The 22,390-nt window shown below is 64.4% G+C and carries 18 protein-coding genes and 1 pseudogene; 7 read left to right on the top strand and 12 right to left on the bottom strand.

Annotation, left to right across the window (positions count from 1 at the left end; genetic code table 11):
- Positions 1-45 precede the first annotated feature (45 nt).
- From thiS to Lysil_RS07950, 4 genes are all read left to right on the top strand, one after another.
- The gene (thiS, locus tag Lysil_RS07965; protein ID WP_103075104.1) at positions 46-246 is read left to right on the top strand and encodes a sulfur carrier protein ThiS; all 201 of its coding nucleotides are present in this window, start codon (positions 46-48) and stop codon (positions 244-246) included.
- 62 nt (positions 247-308) lie between these two features.
- Positions 309-1,097, top strand: a complete 789-nt coding sequence (locus tag Lysil_RS07960; protein WP_103075103.1) for a thiazole synthase — start codon at positions 309-311, stop codon at positions 1,095-1,097.
- Positions 1,094-1,828, top strand: a complete 735-nt coding sequence (gene trmB, locus Lysil_RS07955; protein WP_103075102.1) for a tRNA (guanosine(46)-N7)-methyltransferase TrmB — start codon at positions 1,094-1,096, stop codon at positions 1,826-1,828. Before Lysil_RS07960 ends, trmB begins: the two co-directional genes overlap by 4 nt.
- A 2-nt stretch (positions 1,829-1,830) precedes the next feature.
- Positions 1,831-3,675: an SLC13 family permease gene (locus Lysil_RS07950; protein ID WP_103075101.1), complete on the top strand. Its 1,845-nt coding sequence runs from the start codon at positions 1,831-1,833 to the stop codon at positions 3,673-3,675.
- Here Lysil_RS07950 and Lysil_RS07945 read toward each other — a convergent pair.
- Positions 3,650-4,006: a Rieske (2Fe-2S) protein gene (locus tag Lysil_RS07945; protein ID WP_240600442.1), complete on the bottom strand. Its 357-nt coding sequence runs from the start codon at positions 4,004-4,006 to the stop codon at positions 3,650-3,652. The two genes, Lysil_RS07950 and Lysil_RS07945, sit on opposite strands and share 26 nt — an antisense overlap.
- Before the next feature lie 66 nt (positions 4,007-4,072).
- Between Lysil_RS07945 and Lysil_RS07940 the strand changes: the two genes are divergently transcribed.
- From Lysil_RS07940 to Lysil_RS07930, 3 genes are all read left to right on the top strand, one after another.
- Positions 4,073-4,771: a fumarylacetoacetate hydrolase family protein gene (locus Lysil_RS07940; protein ID WP_103075099.1), complete on the top strand. Its 699-nt coding sequence runs from the start codon at positions 4,073-4,075 to the stop codon at positions 4,769-4,771.
- Between the two features lie 48 nt (positions 4,772-4,819).
- Positions 4,820-5,233: a large-conductance mechanosensitive channel protein MscL gene (gene mscL / locus Lysil_RS07935; RefSeq protein ID WP_103075098.1), complete on the top strand. Its 414-nt coding sequence runs from the start codon at positions 4,820-4,822 to the stop codon at positions 5,231-5,233.
- 93 nt (positions 5,234-5,326) lie between these two features.
- Positions 5,327-6,736, top strand: coding sequence for a M28 family peptidase (locus tag Lysil_RS07930; protein WP_103075097.1), 1,410 nt, complete (start codon positions 5,327-5,329; stop codon positions 6,734-6,736).
- A 12-nt stretch (positions 6,737-6,748) separates the two neighbouring features.
- Here the strand turns inward: Lysil_RS07930 and Lysil_RS07925 are convergent.
- The 11 genes and pseudogenes from Lysil_RS07925 to gap all read right to left on the bottom strand — a co-directional run.
- Positions 6,749-7,513: pseudogene (locus Lysil_RS07925) on the bottom strand (TrmH family RNA methyltransferase); the annotation flags it as partial.
- Entirely contained in the window at positions 7,488-10,622 is a 3,135-nt protein-coding gene (locus Lysil_RS07920; RefSeq protein ID WP_103075095.1) for an efflux RND transporter permease subunit, read from the bottom strand. The pseudogene Lysil_RS07925 and the gene Lysil_RS07920, both read right to left, overlap by 26 nt.
- Positions 10,619-11,707 carry an efflux RND transporter periplasmic adaptor subunit gene (locus Lysil_RS07915; protein WP_103075094.1) on the bottom strand — a complete coding sequence of 363 codons (1,089 nt, stop codon included), beginning with the start codon at positions 11,705-11,707 and terminating at the stop codon, positions 10,619-10,621. Before Lysil_RS07915 ends, Lysil_RS07920 begins: the two co-directional genes overlap by 4 nt.
- A gap of 132 nt (positions 11,708-11,839) precedes the next feature.
- Entirely contained in the window at positions 11,840-12,844 is a 1,005-nt protein-coding gene (locus tag Lysil_RS07910; protein ID WP_103075093.1) for a class I fructose-bisphosphate aldolase, read from the bottom strand.
- A gap of 54 nt (positions 12,845-12,898) precedes the next feature.
- Positions 12,899-13,504, bottom strand: a complete 606-nt coding sequence (locus Lysil_RS07905; protein ID WP_103075092.1) for a hypothetical protein — start codon at positions 13,502-13,504, stop codon at positions 12,899-12,901.
- A 62-nt stretch (positions 13,505-13,566) separates the two neighbouring features.
- Complete coding sequence (pyk, locus tag Lysil_RS07900; protein ID WP_103075091.1) at positions 13,567-15,018, bottom strand: pyruvate kinase; 1,452 nt, start codon at positions 15,016-15,018, stop codon at positions 13,567-13,569.
- A gap of 67 nt (positions 15,019-15,085) precedes the next feature.
- Entirely contained in the window at positions 15,086-17,344 is a 2,259-nt protein-coding gene (locus Lysil_RS07895) for a tetratricopeptide repeat protein (RefSeq protein ID WP_103075090.1), read from the bottom strand.
- On the bottom strand, positions 17,341-19,371 hold the full coding sequence (locus tag Lysil_RS07890) for a DUF3857 domain-containing protein (RefSeq protein WP_103075089.1): 2,031 nt from the start codon (positions 19,369-19,371) through the stop codon (positions 17,341-17,343). The genes Lysil_RS07895 and Lysil_RS07890 overlap by 4 nt, the downstream gene beginning before the upstream one ends.
- A 51-nt stretch (positions 19,372-19,422) precedes the next feature.
- Positions 19,423-20,595, bottom strand: a complete 1,173-nt coding sequence (locus tag Lysil_RS07885; protein ID WP_103075088.1) for a phosphoglycerate kinase — start codon at positions 20,593-20,595, stop codon at positions 19,423-19,425.
- 114 nt (positions 20,596-20,709) lie between these two features.
- Positions 20,710-21,180, bottom strand: a complete 471-nt coding sequence (locus Lysil_RS07880; RefSeq protein WP_103075087.1) for a hypothetical protein — start codon at positions 21,178-21,180, stop codon at positions 20,710-20,712.
- A gap of 169 nt (positions 21,181-21,349) precedes the next feature.
- Complete coding sequence (gene gap, locus Lysil_RS07875; protein WP_103075086.1) at positions 21,350-22,354, bottom strand: type I glyceraldehyde-3-phosphate dehydrogenase; 1,005 nt, start codon at positions 22,352-22,354, stop codon at positions 21,350-21,352.
- Positions 22,355-22,390 lie beyond the last annotated feature (36 nt).

Raw genomic sequence — 22,390 nt, 5'->3', positions numbered from 1 at the left:
GCATGTTGCGTCGCGTCACGGTCCGGATCGGGCGACAATGTGCAGATGGATATCCAGCTCAACGGCGAACCGCATATTTGCGTGCCCGCCACCACCATCTCCACGCTGCTTCAGTCGGAAGGATTGGCGGATCGACGCGTCGCGGTCGAGGTCAATGGCGAGATCGTTCCGCGCAGCCGCCATGCGACGACGGAATTGCGGAATGGCGATCGCGTCGAGATCGTGCATGCGCTGGGTGGTGGGTAAGCGATCGTCCGAACTTCCAAGCACCCCGGCAACCGTTCATTCCTTTCGGCGATAATTTCCCCATGAACACTTCCGACGACGCCCTGATCATCGCAGGGAAGACCTACCGTTCCCGCCTGCTCACCGGCACCGGCAAATTCAGGGATCTCGACGAAACCCGCGCCGCCACCGAAGCCGCCGGCGCCGAGATCGTCACCGTGGCGATCCGCCGCAGCAACATCGGCCAGAATCCGGGCGAGCCCAACCTGCTCGACGTGCTGCCGCCCGATCGTTACACCATCCTGCCCAATACCGCCGGCTGCTACACCGCCGAGGACGCCGTGCGTACCTGTCGCCTCGCGCGCGAGTTGCTGGACGGCCACAACCTGACCAAGCTCGAAGTGCTGGGCGACCAGAAGACCCTGTTTCCCGACGTGATCCAGACCTTGAAGGCGGCGGAACAGCTGGTCGCCGATGGTTTCCACGTGATGGTCTACACCAGCGACGATCCGATCCTGTGCAAGCGCCTGGAAGAAATCGGCTGCGTCGCGGTGATGCCGCTGGCCGCGCCGATCGGTTCCGGCCTCGGCATCCAGAACCGCTACAACCTGATGGAGATCGTCGAGAACGCCAAGGTGCCGATCATCGTCGATGCCGGCGTCGGCACCGCGTCGGACGCCGCGATCGCGATGGAGCTCGGTTGCGCTGGCGTGCTGATGAACACCGCGATCGCCGGCGCCAAGGATCCGGTGCGGATGGCGCGGGCGATGAAGCTTGCCGTCGAAGCCGGCCGCGATGCCTTCCTCGCCGGCCGCATCCCGCGCAAGCGTTACGCCAGTGCGTCGTCGCCGCTGGATGGATTGATCGGATGACGAACCCGTTCTCCAGCGACGGCGCGAAAGTTCCGCCGAAGCCGTTCACGGTGGAGCCCGGTCATCGTCGCATCCGCAGTTTCGTGTTGCGCCAGGGCCGCTTCACGCCGGCGCAGCAGAAGGCCTTCGATGATCAATGGCCACGCTTCGGGCTGGACTACAGCGGCCAACCGCGTGATTTCGATGCGGTGTTCGGCCGCCATGCGCCGCGCATCGTCGAGATCGGCTTCGGCAACGGCGAGGCGCTGCGTTATTCCGCCGCACTCGATCCGGCGCGCGACCACATCGGCATCGAAGTGCATGCGCCCGGGGTCGGTCGCCTGTTGAATGCGCTTGCCGCCGATGATGCAAAGAACGTGCGCCTGTATCACCACGATGCAGTGGAAGTGTTGGAAAACGAAATCGCCGACGCTTCCCTCGACGAAATCCGCATCTATTTCCCCGATCCCTGGCACAAGAAACGCCACGGCAAGCGCCGGTTGGTGAACACGGAATTCGCCGCGCTGCTGGTGCGCAAACTCGCGGCCGATGGTCGCCTGCATCTCGCCACTGACTGGCCCGATTACGCCGAACAAATGTGGGACGTGCTCGATGCCACGCCCGGCCTGGTGAATCGCGCTGGCCCGCGCGGACAGCCGCCGCGCCCGGCGTGGCGTCCGCAGACGCATTTCGAGACGCGCGGCCAACGGCTTGGCCATCCGGTGTTCGACCTGATCTACGACCGCAACTGACCATGGGCAGCGGCCTCGTCCTCAGCAGCGACATGGCCATGGTGCTCGGCCTGGTCGGGCTGACGATGGTGCTGTTCCTGTTCGAACGCATCCGTCCCGACGTGGTCGCGTTGTGCGTGCTGGTGCTGCTCGGTCTCACCGGGTTGATCGCGCCGGAAGACCTGTTCGGTGGTTTTTCCGGCAGCGCGGTGATCAGCATCATCTCGACGATGATCCTTGGCGCCGGACTGGAACGCACCGGTGCGCTGAATCGCTTGGCGGGATGGTTGCTGCGACGTTCCAGCGGATCTGAAAAACGCCTGCTCACCCTCACCTGCCTGTCGGCGGCGGCGGTGTCGCCGTTGATGCAGAACCCGTCGGTGATGGCGATGTTCCTGCCGGTGTCCTCGCGCATTTCCGCGCGCACCGGCATCGCCACGTCGCGGATGTTGTTGCCGATCGCCGCGACCATCGTGATGGCGGGCGCGTTGACCATGGTCGGCAATTCGCCGCTGATCCTGCTCAACGACCTGCTGATGTCGGCCAACGCCAACATGCCGTCGGGCGCGGCCTCGATCCATCCGTTCAAGATGTTCGCGCCGATGCCGATCGGCATCGCGATGGTGATCGCGGTGCTGCTGTATTTCCGCTTCCATGGCGACCGTCAATTGCGTGAGGAAGACCGCGCGGTGACGCCCGGTCGCACCGAGAGTTATTTCGCCAATACCTACGGCATCAACGGCGATGTCTTCGAACTGACGGTGACGCCGCAGAGCCCGTTGGTCGGCACCACCATCGGCGAAGCCGAACGCATGGTCGGCGCACCACTGCTGCTGGCCCACCGCAGCCACGGCGAGTCGCGACTGGCGCCGCCGTCCGATGCGCGCATCTGGGTCGGCGATGTGCTCGGCGCGATGGGACCGAATGACGAGGTGCTGCGTTTCGCTGACGCGCACAAGCTCACCGCATCGACGCGCTTGCGCGAATTCGGCGATCTGTTCAACCCGAGCCGCGCCGGCATCGCCGAAGCGGTGGTGCCGCCGAATTCGCGCTTCATCGGCAAGACCCAGGCCGAGTTGCGCTTCCGCAAACAGTACGGCATCAGCCTGCTGGCGATCAATCGCGATCGCGAAGTGCTGCGCGAGGACGTGCGCAATATCCCGCTGCGCGCCGGCGACATGCTGGTACTGCATTGCATTTGGCAACGCCTGGCGGAAGTCGCGGCGCAGAAGGATTTCGTCGTCGTCACCGACTATCCGAAGGCGCGCCAGCGTCCGCACAAGTTCAAGATCGCGATGGCCATCTTCGCGGTCACCATGCTGATCGCGTTGTCATCGCGGGTGCCGGTGCCGATCGCGCTGATGACCGGTGTCGCCGGCATGCTGTTGACCGGCGTGATCCACATGGACGAGGCCTACGCCGCGATCAGCTGGAAAACCGTATTCCTGATGGCCTGCCTGATTCCGCTCGGTTGGGCGATGGATTCCAGCGGCGCCGCGGCGTGGGTCGCTGGCCATACCGTCGATCGCATCCCGCAGGCCACGCCACTGGTATTGATCGAACTCGCGCTGGCGATCCTGACCGTGCTGTTCTCGCTGATCATCAGCCACGTCGGCGCGACCATCATGCTGGTGCCGATCGCGGTCAACCTGGCACTGGCGACCGGCGGCAATCCCACCAGTTTCGCGCTGATCGTCGCGCTGTCGGCGTCGTGCAATTTCATGACGGCATCGAATCCGGTGATCTCGATGATCATCGGCCCCGGCGGTTATACCCCGCGCGATCTGTGGCGCGTCGGCGGACCGCTGGCCTGCATCTACATCGGGATCGTGGTGGCGATGGTCAATCTGTTGCAGATGTTCCGCTGACGTCACGCAGGAACACCGCGCCATCGCGCACGACCACCGGTACCGCGCGCAATGATGCGCCCAGGCACGGCCCCCCCGTGCAACGGCCATCGATCGGTGAAAAACTGGCGCCGTGCGCTGCGCACACCAGATCGCCGGTGCGCGACAGCAGGAATTCCCCGGGCGCCCAGTCCAGTCGTCGTCCCGCGTGCGGACAGATATTGAACCAGGCGGCCACACGCGTGCCGTCGCGACGCAGGATCAGCGATTCGGCATCGCCATCGACCGTGCCGCTCGCTTCCGCGAAACCGTGGTCGGGAATGTGTTCCAAGGTGATGAGCGGATCGGACACGGCGTGGCTTGCAATGGCGGGGAATTCGATCGCAGGATAACGTTCCCGTCGCATCGATGCAGCGCCATGAACGATCTCTTCCCGCCCCTGCCGATTCCACGCGTCGCCACCGCCGATGGCCGCACGATCCCGGTGCATCGCATCCATTGCATCGGCCGCAACTTTGCCGACCATGCCCGCGAGATGGGCGCGACGCCGGCAGCGCCGGAAGCGCGTGGCCGTCCCGTGCTGTTCCAGAAGCCGGCCGACGCCATCGTCACCGATGGTCGAGTGGCCTATCCCTCCGCCACGCATGAGTTGCACCACGAAGTCGAACTGGTCGCGGTGCTCGGCGCCGATGCAGCGCCCGGCGAACTCACGCGTGCGCAGGCCGAGGCGCTGGTGTTCGGCTATGCCATCGGCCTCGACCTGACGCGGCGCGACCTGCAGGCCGAGTGCAAGGCGAAATCGCTGCCGTGGGACATCGGCAAGGCCTTCGATCATTCCGCGCCGATCAGCACGGTGATCCCCGCTTCGGAGGCGGGCGATCTGTCGGCACTGGAGATTTCCCTCGAAGTGAATGGCGAACTGCGCCAGCGCGGCGCATTGCGCGACTGGATCTGGGACGTGCCCGATGTGCTGATCGAACTGTCGAAGCTGTATGCCCTGCGCCGTGGCGACCTGGTCTTCACCGGCACCCCCGCCAGCGTTGCCGCACTGCAGCGCGGCGACCGTTTCGTCGCCCGGCTGGGCGGGCTTCTCGCTCTCGAAGGTGAAATCGTCTAGACAGTGCTGCGCTATGCTCCGGCCACCTCTCCACACAGGGCGCAACGCATGGGCATGGTCAGCGAGTTCAAGGAATTCATCGCCAAGGGCAACGTGGTCGATCTGGCGGTCGGTGTCGTCATCGGCGCCGCATTCGGCAAGATCGTCACCGCGCTGGTCGAAGGCATCGTGATGCCATCCATCAGCCTGCTCAGCGGCGGCGTCAGCTTCAAGGACTGGAAGCACGTCATCACGCCGGCGGTGATGGATCCGGCCACCGGCAAGGAAAAAGTCGCGGAAGTGGCGATCAAGTACGGCGACTTCATACAGACCTGTATCGACTTCCTGCTGATCGCAATCGTGATTTTCCTGTTCATCAAGGTCTACAACCGCATGCGCAAGCCCGCCGAGGCGCCGGCCGACGCACCGCCGAGCGAGGAAGTTCTTCTGTTGCGCGAGATCCGCGACGAACTGAAGAAGTGATCCGTACGCCGCCGTCGGCATGACGATTGGCACGGATCGCAGGCAACCCCGGGCTGCTACGCTCGGGGTTTCCTTTGCGCCGAGGCCATCACCATGCACCGCACCCTGCTCGCCGTTTCCCTCGCCGCCCTGATCGCCGGCACGCCCGCGTTCGCAGCGGAAACCAAGGCATCCCCGGCGATGGTGCAATCGGCGGCGTCACTGCGCGACCAGGCACTGAAGGACGAGACCGGCTGGCAAGTGCTGGAATCGCTGACCACCGAAGTCGGGCAACGACTGGCCGGCAGCGAGGCCGATGCCCGCGCGGTGGAATGGGCCAAGGCCAAGTTCAAGGCACTCGGCTTCGACAAGGTGTGGACGCAACCGGTGACGTTCCCGAAATGGGAGCGCCGCAGCGAGCACGGTGAAGTACTGGGTGCGCATTCGCAGAAACTGGTGTTGACCGCGCTCGGTGGCAGCCCCGGTGGCACTGTCGAAGGTGACGTGGTGCGTTTCGATTCGCTGGACGCGCTGAAGAATGCCGCGCCGGGATCGCTGGCCGGCAAGATCGCCTTCGTCGACGTGATCATGCCCAGGGCGAAGGACGGCCATGGTTACGGTATCGGCAGCAGGGTGCGTACCACTGGCGCTTCCGCCGCATCGAAGGCTGGCGCGATCGGTTACGTGATGCGCCCGGCCGGCACCGACTGGCATCGCAATCCGCACACCGGCATGACGCGCTTCGAGAACGGCGTCAAGCCAATCCCGGAAGCCGCGCTCAGCAACAACGACGCCGATCAACTGGGGCGTCTCGTCAAGCTCGGGCCGACGCGCATCCGCGTCGCGCTCGATTGCGGCTTCAATGGCACTTACACCTCGCAGAACGTGATCGGCGAAATCACCGGGCGCAGCAAACCGAACGAGATCGTCGCGCTCGGCGCCCACCTCGATTCCTGGGACCTCGGCACCGGCGCCATCGACGACGGCACCGGTATCGCCATCTCGATGGCGGCGGCGAAACTCGCGGGTGGGGTGCAGCGCCCGCAACGCACCATCCGCGTGATCGCCTTCGCCAACGAGGAACAGGGCCTGTGGGGCGGTCGTGTCTATGCGGAATCGCAGAAGGACAAGATCCGCGACAGCCAGATCGTGATGGAATCCGATTCCGGTCCCGGTCGCGTCTATGAATTCGGTGGGCGCTGGTCGAAGGCCGCAGACCCGGCGATGGCCCAGGTCGCGGACCTGCTGAAGCCACTCGGCGTCGCCTATACCCCGGGCAAGGGCGAAGCTGAATCGGAAATGGGCCTGATGCAGGATGCCGGCTCCGCAGCCGGCGCGTTCGCGCACGATGCCAGCCGCTACTTCGACCTCCACCACACGCCGGATGACACGCTCGACAAGGTCGATCCCGAAGACCTGCGCGTCGATATCGCCGCCTACGCCACCCTCGCCTTCATCGCCGCCAATGTCGACGGCAGCCTGGGCAGCGGCACGCTGCCGGCGCCGGAAAAGCCGAAGAAATAATCGTCGCGACGATCAGCCGGTGCTGCGCGCCCAGGCGGCCAGCAGCACTGCGGTCGCCGAGGCGACGTTGAGGCTTTCCACCGCGCCGCTGCCGGGAATCGACACGCGCAGATCGCAGTCGGCCGCCAGTCCACGATCCATGCCGCGCTGTTCCGCGCCCATCACGTAGACCAGTCGCTGCGGCAACGGCGTCGCGAACAGGTCATCGCCACCATCCACCAGCGTCGCTGCCGTGGTGTAGCCGGCGCGACGCAGCATCGACAACGCCTCGTGTGCTGCCGGCAAGCGCACGAAATCCACTGCTTCGGCACCGCCTTCCGCCACGCGTGCCGCCGCACCCGACAATTGCAGGTCGGAATCACGCGGAATCAACAACGCGCCGATGCCGAAATGCGCGGCGCTGCGCAGGATCGCGCCGAGGTTGTGCGGATTGCCGACGCCATCCAGCCACAAGGCGCAATCGCGCCCGGCGGAGCGTGTGGCCAACCACGTATCGAGGCGCGGCATCGGCATGCGTGCAACATCGGCGACCACGCCTTCGTGATGCGAACTCGCCGCGAGCTTGCGCAGGTCCTCATCAGGCACGATCCGGTAGCCGACACGATGCGCTGCGCACCACTTCAGCACATCGCGCAACGCACCGACGCGCTCTTCCGACAACCACAGTTTCCGCAATGCCTCGGGGCGACGCGCGAACACCGCGCGCACCGCGTTGACGCCATACATGCGCAGCTCGCGGGTGGCGGCCGGATCAGGCATGACCGCCCACGTTCGCGGTTTCCGCTTCCAGTTTGTCGAGCTCGTGGCCGATCGCTTCCGGCGAGTGCGTGTGCGGCGCGATCACCAGATAGAACGCCGGGATCACGAACAGCGACAGCAACGTCGATACCGAGACGCCAAAGACCACCACCACGCCGATGGTGGCGCGGCTGGCCGATCCCGGACCGCCGGCAACGATCAGCGGGATCGCGCCCATCACCGTTGCGATCGACGTCATCAGGATCGGGCGCAGGCGGATCGACGCCGACTCGATGATGGCGTCACGCACGCTGCGGCCTTCGTCGCGCAGCTGGTTGGCGAATTCGACGATCAGGATGCCGTTTTTCGCGGCGAGGCCGACCAGCATCACGATGCCGATCTGCGAGAACAGGTTGAGCGTGCCACCGGTGATCCACAGCCCGAGCAACGCGCCGAGCACGCCCAGCGGCACCGTCAGCATGATCACCAGCGGATGCAGGAAGCTCTCGAACTGCGCGGCCAGCGCCAGATAGACGATCAGCAGCGCCAACGCGAAGGTGAGCAGCACTTCGCCGCCGGATTGCTGCAACTCGCGCGATTCGCCTTTCCAGCTGATCTGCGCGTGTTCCGGCAATGATTCCTTCACTGTCTTCTGTGCCCACGCCACCGCATCACCGAGGCGCGCGCCCGGTGCGAGGCCGGCGGAAATCGTGATCGAACGCAGGCGATTGAAGCGCGCCAGCGAACCCGGTTCGGCGATTTCCTTGAGCGTGACCAGATTGGACAACGGCACCAGCACGCCGCTCTTGGAGCGCACCTGGATGTCATTGAGATCGGCCACCGAATCGCGATTGTCGCGCCCGGCCTGCAGCATCACGTCGTATTCCTGGCCATCGTCGACGAAGGTGGTCATGCGCTCGCCACCCATCAGCGCCTGCAATGCACCGCCGATCGCCTGCGCGGTGACGCCAAGGTCGGCAGCGCGCGCGTGGTCGATGATCACCCGCATCTGCGGCCGGGTTTCCTTGTAATCGGAATCGACGCCGTTCAAGCCGGGATAGTCGTTGATCTTCGCCATCAGGATATCGCGCCACTGCGCCAGCTCGGCGTAGTCGGGACCGCCCAGCACCAGCTGGAACGGCTGTCCGCGCGTGCGCACCAGCCCACCGGTCAGCATCGTGCGCGACTTCACGCTGGTGATGGCGGAGAGTTTTTTCTGCAATTCGGCGGCGACATCGGCGGTGCTCTGTTTGCGCTCGCGCCAGTCCTTGAGGAAGACGCTGGCACGACCGATGTACATGTCCTCGCTGACGCCGAAGCTGCCGGGCACGCGCGGATTGGCGCGCTCCAGCGGCTTGCCGGGCCCGGTTTCGCCCAGCAGCACCTGCTCGACCTTCTTCATCTGCGCGACGGTGTAGTCAAAGCTCGCGCCCTCCGGGCCTTCCGCCATGATCTGGAAGGTGCCGCGATCTTCCGCCGGCGCGAGTTCGCTCGGCAATGCCTTGAACAGCAGCACCGTCGCCACCAGCGCCACCACCATCAAGCCGGCGAACAACCAGGCGCGGCCGACCACGCGCGTCAGCAATGCACGATAGGCATCGGCCATGCTGGTGAAACGCGCGTTCAACCATTCACTGACGCGATTGGAATGCACCGCGTGCGGACCGGTATGCGGCTTCAACAATTTCGAGGCCATCATCGGCGTCAGCGTCAACGCGACGAAGGCCGAAATCGCCACCGCCGCCGCCATCGCCACCGACAGCTCGCGGAACAATCGCCCGGTATTGCCTTGCAGGAAGCCGACCGGCAGGAACACCGCGATCAGCACCGCGGTCGTCGCCAGCACCGCGAACGCGACCTGCGCGGTGCCGCGTTTTGCCGCGACCAATGCCGGCTCGCCAAGATCGACACGACGCTGGATGTTCTCCACCACCACGATCGCGTCGTCGACCACCAGGCCGATGCACAGCACCAGTGCCAACAATGTCAGCAGGTTGATCGAGAACCCGAACGCATACAGCGCGATGAACGATGCAATCAGGCACACCGGCACCGTCACCGCCGGGATCAGCGCCGCGCGCACGCTGCCGAGGAACAGCCAGATCACCACCAGCACCAGGATCACCGCTTCGATCAGCGTGCCGTAGACGCGCTCGACAGCGGCGGCGATGAATGTGGTGTTGTCGAAGGCGACGTAGATGTCGGTACCGGCAGGCAACGACTTGCGGATGCGGTCGGCTTCAGCCTGCGCTGCCTTGGCGACATCGAGGCTGTTGGCGGTCGAGGTCTTGACGATGCCGATGCCCATCGCCAATTCGCCGTTGCTGTGGTACCACGCACGGCGTTCCGCCGATTCCTGCTTGACCGTGGCGATGTCGCCGAGCTTGACGACATAGCCATCGTTGCCGCGTGTCACCGGCAACTGCGCGAATGCTTCCGGCGTGGTGTAGTCGCGCATCACCCGCAGGATGAAGTCGCGGTCCTTCGATTCGAGATGGCCGGCGCCGAGCTCGACGTTCTCCTGCTTCAACGCGTTTTCGACATCGGGAATGGTGATGCCGCGCGCAGCCATCGCATCGTTGTCGAGCCAGATACGCATTGCGTAGATCTGGCCGCCGCCCATGCGCACGGTGGCGACGCCGGGCAGGCTGGAGAAACGATTGACCAGGTAGCGTTGCGCATAGTCGGTGAGCTGCAGCGTGTCCATGTTGGACGAGCGCAGGTTGAACCAGATGATCGGATCGGAATCGCTCTCGACCTTGGTGATTTCCGGCGGGCGTGCTTCCGGCGGGACATCGCCGGCGACGCGACTCACCGCGTTGCGCACGTCATTGGTGGCGCCTTCGATGTCGCGGGTCGGCAGGAATTCGATGCTGATGCGCGAGCTGCCGTTCTGGCTGGTGGAGTCGATGGTGTTGATTCCCTCGATGCCAGCCATGCTGTCTTCGAGGATCTTGGTGATGCGCGTCTCCACCACGCTCGACGATGCACCGGGGTAATCGACCTGCACCGACACGATCGGCGGATCGATCGCCGGCAGTTCGCGCAACGTCAGGCGCATGAACGACATCACGCCCAGCACCACCAGCAGCAGGCTCATCACCACCGCCAGCACCGGCCGCTTGATCGAGACGTCGGACAGTTTCACTTGTGCGCTGTCCCAGTCGGCACGGTCGCTGGCGGCGCAGCCTTGAGCGTGGCATCTGCCTTCACCTTGCCGACGCCATCGACCACGATGCGATCGCCGCCATCCAGTCCCTTGCTCACCATCGCTTTGCCGGGAATGCGCCCGCCAAGTTCGACCTCGACTTTCTGCGCCTTGTTTTCGGGCGTGACGCGCCAGACGAAGGTCTGCGAACCGACCTGCATCACCGCGAGTTCGGGTACGACGATGGCCGGATGCGTGCCGCGCGTGACCTCGACGTTCACCAGCATGCCGGGCTTCAACGCGCGATCCGGGTTGGCAAAATCGCCGCGCATCGTCATCGCACGCGAGCCGGTATCCAGACGTCCCGCCGAAGTCTGTACCGTGCCGGAGAATTCGCGCCCCGGCCATGCCTGCGTGGTGCCGGTGATCGATTGCCCGGGCGACACGTTCGCCAACTCGGTTTCCGGCACAGGGAAATCGACGTAGACGCGCGAGACATCATCGAGCGTGGCGATCGCCGTGCCCGGCGTCACCAGCGTGCCCGGACTCACCTGGCGCAAGCCGAGCAATCCGGAAAATGGCGCGCGGATCACCCGATCGGAGAGATTGGCGCGGATCTGCGTCACCTGCGCGATGGCGGCATCGCGCGTCGCCTTCTGGGTATCGAGCATCGACTTCGCGATCAGCTGCTGCGCAGCGAGTTGCGACTGGCGCTGATACAGCGTGTCGGCTTCCTTCGCGCTGGCTGCCGCAGCGGCCAATGCTGCCTGCTGCTGCTGGCCCGTCAGCGTCACCAACGGCGCACCGCGGTTCACCCACTGGCCGCTGTCGAAATGCACGCTCTGCACGGTTTCGCTTACCTTGGCGGTCACCGTCACCGATTCATGCGCCTTGACCGTGCCCAGCGCCTGCACCGTGTCCGTCCACGGCTGCGGCTGGATGCGTTCGATCACCACCGATACCGGCTGGTCGCCTTTAGCGGCGGATTTCCCGGCATCGGCGCCGCGCTGGCAACCGGCAAGCAGTAGGCCCGCGACCATTCCACCGGCACAGAGCCGGCCCATCGAATCTGTACGGAATTTCATCAGGCAATTTTATGCGGATGGAGGATGACGCACCCGTGACTTTCGACATGGATGCGCGAAGCTCGATCTCCCAATAAAAACGCCAGCGCAAGGCTGGCGTTTTCGATCACGGCCGCGCAGCAGCGTCAGGCATCAGCGCTGCCACTGGCCCAGTGCAGCCAACCCGTTCGCCTTGGCGCGTTCATACACGGTGGCCTGCGCCTTGGCCCAGTTGCCGGCCATGTCCTGCGACCACAGCTTCAACGCGGCCTGCTGCATGGCGCGACCATAGGAGAACGACAGCGGCCACGGATTCGGGCCCATGCGGTTCATCGCATCGAGATGCGCGGTGGCGGCTTCATCGCTCTGTCCACCCGAGAGGAACACGATACCCGGCAGGATCGCCGGCACCGTCGACTTCAGGCACATCAGGGTGGCTTCGGCAACTTCCTCGACGCTGGCCTGGTCCGGGCAATCCTTGCCGGGAACGACCATCGACGCCTTGAGGATGGTGCCTTCCAGCGCGACGTTGTGCTGGTACAGCGCGTCGAACAGCGAACGCAGCGTGACCTCGGTGACTTCGTAGCAGGTCTCGATGTCGTGGTCGCCGTCCATCAGCACCTCGGGTTCCACCATCGGCACGATGCCCTGCTCCTGGCACAACGCGGCATAGCGCGCCAAGGCGTGGCTGTTGGACTCGATGCAGGTGCCGGACGGGATGTCCTCGCCGATGTTGATCACCGCGCGCCACTTGGCGAAACGCGCACCGAGCTTGTAGTACTCCTGCAGGCGCGCGCGCAGGCCGTCGAGGCCGTCGGTCACCAGTTCACCGGGGAAGCCGGCCAACGGCACCGTGCCCTTGTCGACCTTGATGCCCGGGATCATGCCGTGATCGGCCATGTACTTGGCGAACGGCACGCCGTCCTTGGTCGACTGGCGGATGGTTTCGTCGAACAGGATGGCGCCGGACAGGTAGTCGTCGACCTTCGGTGCGGTCAGCAGCAGCTCGCGATAGGCGCGGCGGCTTTCCTCGGTGCTGGCGATGCCGACGCCATCGAAGCGTTTCTGGCAGGTCGATGCGGATTCGTCGATGGCGATGATGCCCTTGCCCGGGGCGACCATGGCACGGGCGGTTTCGGCAAGCTGTTCGATGCTCATTGCGTTTTCGTCCTGGCGCAGGGAAAACGCAATTATAGCGGGTTGAAAAGAATTTCAGCCTTGCGAACCGGAGCTCGACTGCGGTTTGGGCGACGGCGATGGCGGCGGCGGTCCGGGTATCTTGGGAGCAGGGTCAAATCGCACGTTGGGCCCCTCATTGGCCACGCGCAACGCCCTCGCCTCTTTCAACACCACTTGCAGGTTCAGACGGTAATCGTCTGCAGCAGCATAGCTGTCATGCGCGTTGCGAACCATGCACCGATTGTCTTCTGCGGCATCCGGTCCAAACGACACTCGCGACACCGTCCGCACCATCTCTGCAGGAGCCTGCATTCGCACCTTGGTCTGAGCCACCTGCACGGCTTGGGCGGCGATCTTGCCATAATTTTCCCAATAGAGCCGCAGTCTCGCGCTTGCCGGCGGCTTGCCGCTCCACGCATCCACGACCTCGAACTCCCCGAGGGCCCCATCGGGTTTCACCGTGTAACCAACGGCAACACAAGCGTTCACGTTATGGTCTTCACCGATTGGGGCCGGAGCCACCAACTGCAGGGGTGAGCCATACAGAGTCGCATCTTCCACGACCGGCGCCCTTGGGCCATCGGCCGCCATTGCAAGCGGCGACGCGAGCAACAACCACAGTGAAATGGTGGATTTCATTGGCCCCTCCGGTTCCTGATCGATGCTTAGCGTTATTACACCCAGATTCGATCAATGTCAATTCACGCCGTCGGCATGTTGTGGCTGGCTTCCAGCACGCGCAGGGTATTGGTGGAACCGTGCTGATGCATGCTCTCGCCACTGGTGAACAGCACGCGCTGGCCCTCGTCCAGCAATCCGGCGTCCAGCAGGTGGCGGATCGCCTGGCGGGCGGCCTGGCCAGCGAACAGGCCGCGGCTGTCGAAGGCGATCGGGAACACGTCGCGCATCAGCGACATGCGGCGACGGGCATCGGCATGGCGCGAGAAGGCGTAGATCGGCACCGGCGAACGGAAACGCGACAGGTAGCGCGCGGTGCCGCCGGATTCGGTCAGGGCGATGATCGCCTCGACAGGAATGTGCTGGGTCAGGAACATCGTCGCCATCGCGATGGCGTTGTCGACGCGATCGAGATCACGCTGCGCGCCTTCGTAGTTGGTGTCGCTATTGAACTGCTTTTCGGCGCCGATGCAGATGCGCGCCATCGCTTCCACCGCGCGCACCGGATACTGGCCGGCGGCGGTTTCCTGCGACAGCATCACCGCGTCGGTGCCGTCGATCACGGCGTTGGCGACGTCGAGCACTTCCGCGCGCGTCGCCATCGGGCTCGACACCATCGACTGCAGCATCTGCGTCGCGGTGATCACCACCTTGTTGCGCTGCACCGAGTGCTGGATGATCTTCTTCTGCAGGCCGGGCAATTCGGCGTCGCCGATTTCCACGCCAAGATCGCCGCGCGCCACCATCACCACGTCGCTGGCGTCGATGATCTCGTCGAGGTTCTCGATCGCCTCGGCGCGCTCGATCTTGGCCACCAGCGCGGCGTGGCTGCCGTGCGATTGCGCGGCCCGGCGCGCTTCCTCCATGTCGGCGGCATCGCGGCAGAACGACACCGCGATGAAGTCGGCATCGAGTTGTGCAGCGATCGCAATGAGTTCGTGGTCGCGTTCGGTGATCGCGCCCAGCGACAAACCGCCACCCTGCTTGTTGAGGCCCTTGCGATCGGACAGCACCGAATCGTTGAGGACGCGATTGATGATGCGCTGGCCTTCGATCTTCTCGACCTGCAACTGCACCATGCCGTCGTCGAGCAGCAACACGTCGCCGGGGACGACATCGCCAGGCAGGCCGAGGTAGCTCACGCCGACCTGGCTGGCATCGCCCGGTGGGGGATTGAGTTCGGCCACCAGATCGAAACGCTGGCCTTCCTTCAGCGCCACCTTGCCATCGGCGAAACGTTCGACGCGGATCTTTGGGCCGGGCAAGTCGGCGAGGATGCCGATCTCGCGCCCCGCACGCGCCGCGGCTTCACGCAGCGCGCGGGCGCGCTCGACCTGCGCCGAGGGATCGCCGTGGGAGAAATTGAGACGCACGCAATCGACGCCGGCACGAATCAGCGCATCCAGGACTTCCGGCGAATCAGTGGCCGGGCCAAGGGTGGCGAGGATGCGGGTGCGGCGGCGGTGCTGTGACATTCGAGGCTCCTGATTGGACCAATGACGCTAGCACATCCGCACGACAGCCCGGAACGTGTATTCGTTGTCAGGGCGCCCCCGCCGGTTCGATATAGGCCTGGTGCTTCCTGAAGAGGGTGAGGCGTTCGGTCATGCGATTGATCGTCTCGGAATTGGTCGCGCCGCGCGCCAGTAGCGCCTGGGTCTGCGACACCACCAACTCCTGCAAGCGCGTCGCTTCGTCGAACTGGCCGGCTGCGGCGTAGCAGGCGGCGACGGTATCCAGCGTGCCGGGCTCGAGGGGCTTGTCGATCTCCTGCATTCGCTTCGACACCTGAAGCCCCTTGCCGGCATCGCGCAAATCGGCAAAACGCGAAGTGCAATGGGCCCATGCGAGGTTGTTGCGCGCGAGGGCCGAGCCCCCTGCGTCCGCCTCCTGCAACAACTGGATGCCATGCACGTGATCGGCCCGGGCGTCGCTTTGCTGGACCAGCCAGCTGCCGTACTGGATGAGCGCGATGCGCGATTTCGTCGCGACCGCTTTCTCCATCCAGCGCCGCCCTTCGGCAACGTCCTTGGCACCGCCGATGCCATAGAGCAGCCATGTGGCATACATGGTCTGCGACTCGGCATCACCGGCACGCACGTCGCGATCGATCATCGCCCGCGCCTTCGCGCCATCCTTGGCGATGCCGGCACGGCCATCGACCGTCATCATCGCCAACTCGCGCCGCGCCCGTGCGCCTTCGGGCGCGACCGCCAGCGCATCGTAGACTTGGCGCGCGAGTTCCGGCGTGCCATAAAGCCCCTTGTAACCCTGTTGCCACAAATTCAGCAGCATGTAGGTCGATGCAACATCGCCCTCGGCCATCGCCGGCAGCAACTGCAGTTCCGCGTCGCGCCAGCGCTTGCCCAGAAGTGCCTGGATCGCCAACAGCTGCATCGCCACGTGATCGCCTGCGTATGCCCCACGCTTCAGCAAGTCGAGGGTGGCGGCATCCGCTTGCTGTCCCGGATGCGCATCCAGCCAGCGCTCCGCAACCCGGCGGCTGGATTCGCCGTCCCCAGCTGCGGCAGCCTTGTCTTCCCAGGCCATGGCGTCGGCATTGTCGCGGTGCGTCCTCAGGTTCATCGCGATCAACCGATCGCCATTTCCTTTCGCGTTGTTCTCCGGCTTCGACAATTCGGCGATGCCGGCCGCATCGATCTTGTGGCCGTGCGTCCCTTCAAAGGACAACGCAATCCGCAATGGGCCTGCTTCGGGATTGCCGGCCATCGCTGCGCGCGCAAGGCGCTCGTCGAACCCGTTCGTTCCACCATCTGGGTGCAACGTTGCCTCGAATCGCGCCGCCTCCACCGAAGCGCCACGCTGCCACCACTGGTCGTCCGCCGCATCGAGCAGCAAGTTGGCCGCTTTTTCATCACGGGCGATGCCGATGCCGTTGCGATAGGCCGTCGCCAGCATCACCATCGCAAAACCCTGTTTCTTCTCGGCCAGCGACAGCAAAGCATCGATCAGTCCATCGGCACAGCCCGCGTATGGCTTGAGTCCGCACACGATTTCCCAGGTGCCGAGCGAGAGCAGCCCACCCTCGCTCGCCAGCGGACGCAACGCCGCCACACGCTCCGCAAGCGCCTCTTTCTCCAATGCGACGTTGACCGCTTTCACGTCGCGTGCGGACAACTCCCCTGCCTTGTTGTAGGCATCGACGAACTCACTCGCGGTCCCATTGAGATGCGCTGCGGTGCCGGCGTTCGGGTTCTTGCGATCGATGACTGCCTGGGCCACTACATAGTCGAAGCTGAAATGGCGCTCGACCTTGCGCTCCGGATCCCGCGCCACGATCTGGATGGGGAAATCGCCATGGGCGCGAACGCCTTCATAGAATTCGTGGTTGAACTCCAGGCCCATGGCATCGAGCGCGGCATAGGCATCATTGAGCACCACGATGCGGAGCGGCCGGCGCCATGCGCCGCTGCCGGCCTGCTGCCCGGCATATTTCCATAGCGCGGCGAACGCCGCGACCTCGGCATCCGCCGCGACCTTGTCACCGCGCGCCTCCGCGCACAGTTGCAGCGCGCGATGCAACGCCAGCGAAACCGGGACTTTCACCGCTGCGCGTTTCAGGCCAGCCTCGCCCTTCGCGCAAGTCTCCGTGGTGACACGCGAACGCACGTAACCGCTGTCGCCGAGCGCCGAATAGAGATCGCTCACGTCCTCGCTGCTGGCGTTCGACAGGAACCACGACCAAGCCTGTTCGGGTGCCTTGCCCGCCACCTGCGCCAACGCGACCGGGGCAGCGGTCACCAGCAGGGAGGCCAAGGTAATTCGCAACATCGCTTTCATTTCTTCGCTCCGGAGACATCATCCAGCAATGCCTTGAGTCGGCGATCGCGGTCCGCCGCCTCGCCTTGAAGCGGCACCCGATAACGCAACGTGGAAGACAGGTCGTCGCGCACCTTGCGCAATGCCTCGACGTGCGCCACGCCTTGATCGGCCGCCACGTAGCGATCATCGATCTTGACCTCGTAGACGACGTGCGCCTCCTGGCCACTGGTTTTGACCGAACGCGTGTAATCGAACGCTTTCGTCTTCTGCTCATCAGTGTCGCCACCGAAGGCCGCCACCCAGGTCGCTGGCGCGGTCACCCGGGTTTCGTGGCGGTAGGTGCCTTGACGCGCGAAATACAGCGGCCCGCTGCGCGACATCGTCTTCGGCAGTTTCAATGGCTGCGACAACGCCTCACCGTAGATTTGCAGCGCCTTGAGCGCGCCTTCGTTGCCGATGGCATGGACGATGCGGTACGACTCGTTCACCTTCAGGACATTGCCGGGCAAGTCGTCGCTGATGACTGGCGCGGCCAATACGTCGAGCTGGCCATAACGCTTCTGGTAATACTCGGCATAGTTGCGCTTGAGGTCGTCGAGGCGCTGGCGGTTGACGCTGGAGCGCATGTCGTCGGCCGCGCCGCCTCGGTACTCGGTGGTGATGTCGAGGCGCGCGGAACCATCGGGCTGGATCACGAAGTGTTCGCTGGTATTCACTGCAAGCCGGTTGGTCACCGGTGCGGCAATCGACTCCAACCCCTGTTGCCCCGACCGGATCGGCAAGGCCATGCCGTAAGCGCTCAGATCGGTATCGCGCGGCATCCCACCTTGCAGCGAAGCCGTCGGATCGACCCACACCGCCTGCCCGCCGATGTCCACACGCACGATGACATGGTTGAACACCGCGCCCGATGGTGAAAATTCCCCGATCCGCTTGCCGCGAACCGTGGAAACCAGCGCCGGTTCCGCGCGGATGTCGAGCTGGCGCAGGATCATCGACAGCAGGTAGGCCTTGTCCTTGCAGTCGCCATAGCGACGCGACCAGGTCACGCCCGGTGCATTCGGGCGATGGGAATTCTGCCCGGTCTCGACGCCGAAATAGCGCACTTCGTCCTGTACCGCGCGCAATGCCGCGGCCAATCGCGCATCGGGGTCGGGCAATGTTTTCCATTGCGTGATGCGCGCTTGCAGATCGGCCGGCAATTGCCTGTCCGATGGATACAACGGCAACGCCCACGCCACCACGTCGCCCCAGCTCCGACGCTGCGACGCCTGCACGTAGGGATACGGCTGATACCACACCGGATAGTCATCCTCGTTCTGGATGGCAGGCGTGCCGTGTTGGTGGAACTCCATTTCGCGCCCGTCCGCAAGCTCGCGATAGTCGGCCTGCACCTTGGTGTGTTCGCTGTGGATGGCGACATCGCTGCGTGGCGGATACAGGACCCGCAACCAGCTGTCGAGCATCGGACTGTTCCAGCCCAGGTAGATCGATTCCGATTCCTGGCCGGCGAGTACCGGATTGCCGCCTTGCACGGTGTAGCTGATCCTGACGAGATCGTCGACGCGGATGTCGTCGAGCACGATCAATGCCTCGACTGTGCCGTTGGCAATGTCCTGCTCGAATTCGCTTTCCCGGCGAGCCACGGTGATGGTTGCGGGGCGCAGGCGATCCTCCCACTTGCCGTTGCGGCGCAACGCCACCGCATGGATCACCAGGTGCTGGTAGTCGGGATTGAATTCGATCTGGTAGCGACCGGCCTGGCCGAGGTTCGACTGCGTCCGCGGCTGGTAGATGTACTCGAAATAGTCATCGTTCCTGCTGGCGCGATGATCGACTTGCTCGTCATAACGCCAGGTCCGCCAGTTGCCTTCATCCCCACCGGGCGCGGATGCCGGCCACGCGTCGGGAAGCGGCCCGCGCAACTGCACGAATGCAGGAACCGGCCCGGTTGTGAATTCATATTCCCCGCGCTTGAACGTTTCCGCTGGCGCCGCGCCGGCGCAAACCAGCAGCAACGCACACCACAGTGTTTTCATCCCCATTGCGATTCCCCCGAGATTGCACGTCAAGACTAGCCGCAAGTTGGGGGATTGTCAGCCGCGCGCCTCCAGCGCCATGACCGCCGGCAAGGTCTTGCCTTCGAGGAATTCGAGGAAGGCGCCGCCGCCGGTGGAGATGTAGGACACGTTTTTCTCGATCCCGAACTTGTCGACTGCGGCCAGGGTGTCGCCGCCGCCGGCGATCGAGAACGCTTTCGATTCGGCGATGGCACGAGCCACGGTTTCGGTGCCGCCCGCGAAGGCCTTGAATTCGAACACCCCGACTGGGCCGTTCCACACCACGGTGCCGGCGTCCTTGATCATCAACGCGTAACGCGCGGCCGTCTCCGGCCCGATGTCGAGGATCATGTCGTCGGCGCCGACAGCATCGACCGGCTTGATCGTCGCCGGCGCGTCGGCCTTGAACTCCGGCGCGACCACCACGTCGACCGGCAACGGAATCTCCGCGCCGCGCGCTTTCGCATCGGCCATGATCTGTTTTGCAGTACCGATCAAATCGTGTTCGACCAGCGATTTGCCGACGCCATGGCCCATCGCCGCGATGAAGGTATTGGCGATGCCGCCGCCGACGATCAGTTGATCGACCTTGCTGACCAGCGACGACAGCAGTTCGAGTTTGGTCGACACCTTGCTGCCAGCGACGATCGCCAGCAACGGGCGCGCCGGATGCTGCAATGCCTTGGCCAGCGCGTCGAGTTCGGCCATCAGCAACGGACCGCCGGCAGCCTGCTTCGCGAATTGGATGACGCCATGCGTCGAGGCCTGCGCGCGATGCGCGGTGCCGAACGCATCCATCACGAAGACATCGCACAGCGCGGCATATTTCTTCGAGAGTGCCTCGTCGTCCCTGCCTTCGCCGGCATTCATGCGGCAGTTTTCCAGCAGCACCAGTTGCCCCGGCGCGACGTCGACGCCATCAAGGTAATCGCGCAGCAGCGGAACCTCGCGGCCCAACAATTCCGACAAGCGACGCGCCACCGGCGCCAGCGAATCGGCCTCACTCCATTCGCCTTCCTTGGGACGGCCGAGATGCGACGTCACCATCACCGCCGCACCGGCATCGAGCGCGGCCTTGAGCGTGGGGATCGAGGCGAGGATGCGCTGGTCGGAAGTCACCACGCCGTCGGCGACTGGCACGTTCAGGTCTTGGCGGATCAGCACGCGCTTGCCGCGCAGGTCGAGATCGGTCATGCGGGTGATGGCCATGGCGTGGTTCCGGAGCGTGGGAGACGCCTATTGTCGCGGGACGACGGGTACGGTTCAAATCGCCCAAAAACGAAGGCCCCGCATTTGCGGGGCCTCGAGTGCATCGATTGGCGATCAACGGTAGCCGGAATCCTTGGGGTCGTTGACGATCTTGATCAGCACGCTGCGCGAATCGTAAGCCGATTGCGAGGTGAAGATCAGGCGGCCGAGGCCCTTGTACGCGCATTCCCAGCGCGATGTATCTCCACCGTGATAGAACGGAATCCATGCTTTGCCGGTGGAATAGCCACCACAATCGGCGTCGCGGTGTCCAAGCAGATCCTGCACCTGTTTCTGTGGCATGCCGATTTCGAGCCTGCTGAACGGCGAGCCGGCGGCGGCAGTGCCGTAGATTTCGCCTTCGACGCCATCCTTGCCCTTCACGGTACGCATCGGCCCATGATCCGTCTGTTCGCTCTTGGCCTTGTCGTCCTGCTTGGACTCATCCTTCTTCTTGCCCCACGGCAGGCCTGCGCTGGCATCGGTGCAAAACAACACCGACGCGAATGCCAAGGCGATGCCGCCCACCAATACACGTTGCTTCATTTTGATTCTCCTTCCCCACCCCAACGAAACCAACCGCGACCCGGGGTACGTGACCGCGGTCAACATTTGTGGAAAGTCTGCCATGAATCCGCTTCGTGTTGGTGACTACCCGAAACGAACAAGGCCCCGCAAGCGGGGCCTCTAAAACATCCTGAATGGGTAGCGCGGCTTACTTCGCCGCAACCACCTTGACCATTTCCAGACACTTGTTGCTGTAGCCCCACTCGTTGTCGTACCAGCTGACCAGTTTGACGAACGTCGGGTCGAGCGCGATGCCGGCGTCGGCATCAAACACCGAGGTGCAGGTTTCGCCGCGGAAGTCGGTGGCGACGACCTTGTCCTCGGTGTAGCCGAGCACACCCTTCAATGCACCTTGCGATTGCGCCTTCATCTCGGCGCAGATTTCGGCGTAGGTCGCCGGTTTCTCGAGTTCGACGGTGAGGTCGACCACCGACACGTCGCTGGTCGGCACGCGGAAGCTCATGCCGGTCAGCTTCTTGTTGAGTTCGGGGATCACCACACCCACCGCCTTGGCGGCACCGGTGCTGGACGGGATGATGTTTTCGAGGATGCCGCGACCACCGCGCCAATCCTTGTTGCTCGGGCCGTCAACGGTCTTCTGGGTCGCGGTGGCGGCGTGCACGGTGGTCATCAGGCCACGCTTGATGCCCCACTTGTCGTTGATGACCTTGGCGATCGGCGCCAGGCAGTTGGTGGTGCACGAGGCGTTGGAGATGATCGCCTCGCCGTTGTAGGTCTTGTCATTGACGCCGTAGACGAACATCGGCGTGTCGTCCTTCGACGGGGCCGAGAGCACGACCTTCTTCGCGCCGGCATCGAGATGCTTCTGCGCGGTGGCCTTGTCGAGGAACAGGCCGGTCGATTCGATCACCACCTCGGCGCCGACTTCATCCCACTTGAGGGCGGCCGGATCGCGTTCCTGGGTCAGGCGGATCTTCTTGCCATTGACGACCAGGGTGTTGCCTTCGACCTTGATATCGGCCTTGAAGCGGCCATGCACGGAGTCGTACTGCAGCATGTAGGCGAGGTATTCCGGCTCGAGCAGGTCGTTGATGCCGACGATTTCGATGTCGTTGCCGAAGTTCTGCACGGCGGAACGGAAAACATTGCGACCGATGCGACCGAAACCGTTGATGCCGACCTTGATGGCCATTGCCTGCTCCTGTGGGTGGTGGATGGCGCCGGGCGC

The organism is Solilutibacter silvestris (assembly GCF_002895945.1).
In the GTDB taxonomy this organism is placed as follows: domain Bacteria; phylum Pseudomonadota; class Gammaproteobacteria; order Xanthomonadales; family Xanthomonadaceae; genus Solilutibacter; species Solilutibacter silvestris.
The sequence above is the reverse complement of the archived record's forward strand: the minus strand, read 5'-3'. Positions and strand labels throughout refer to the sequence as shown.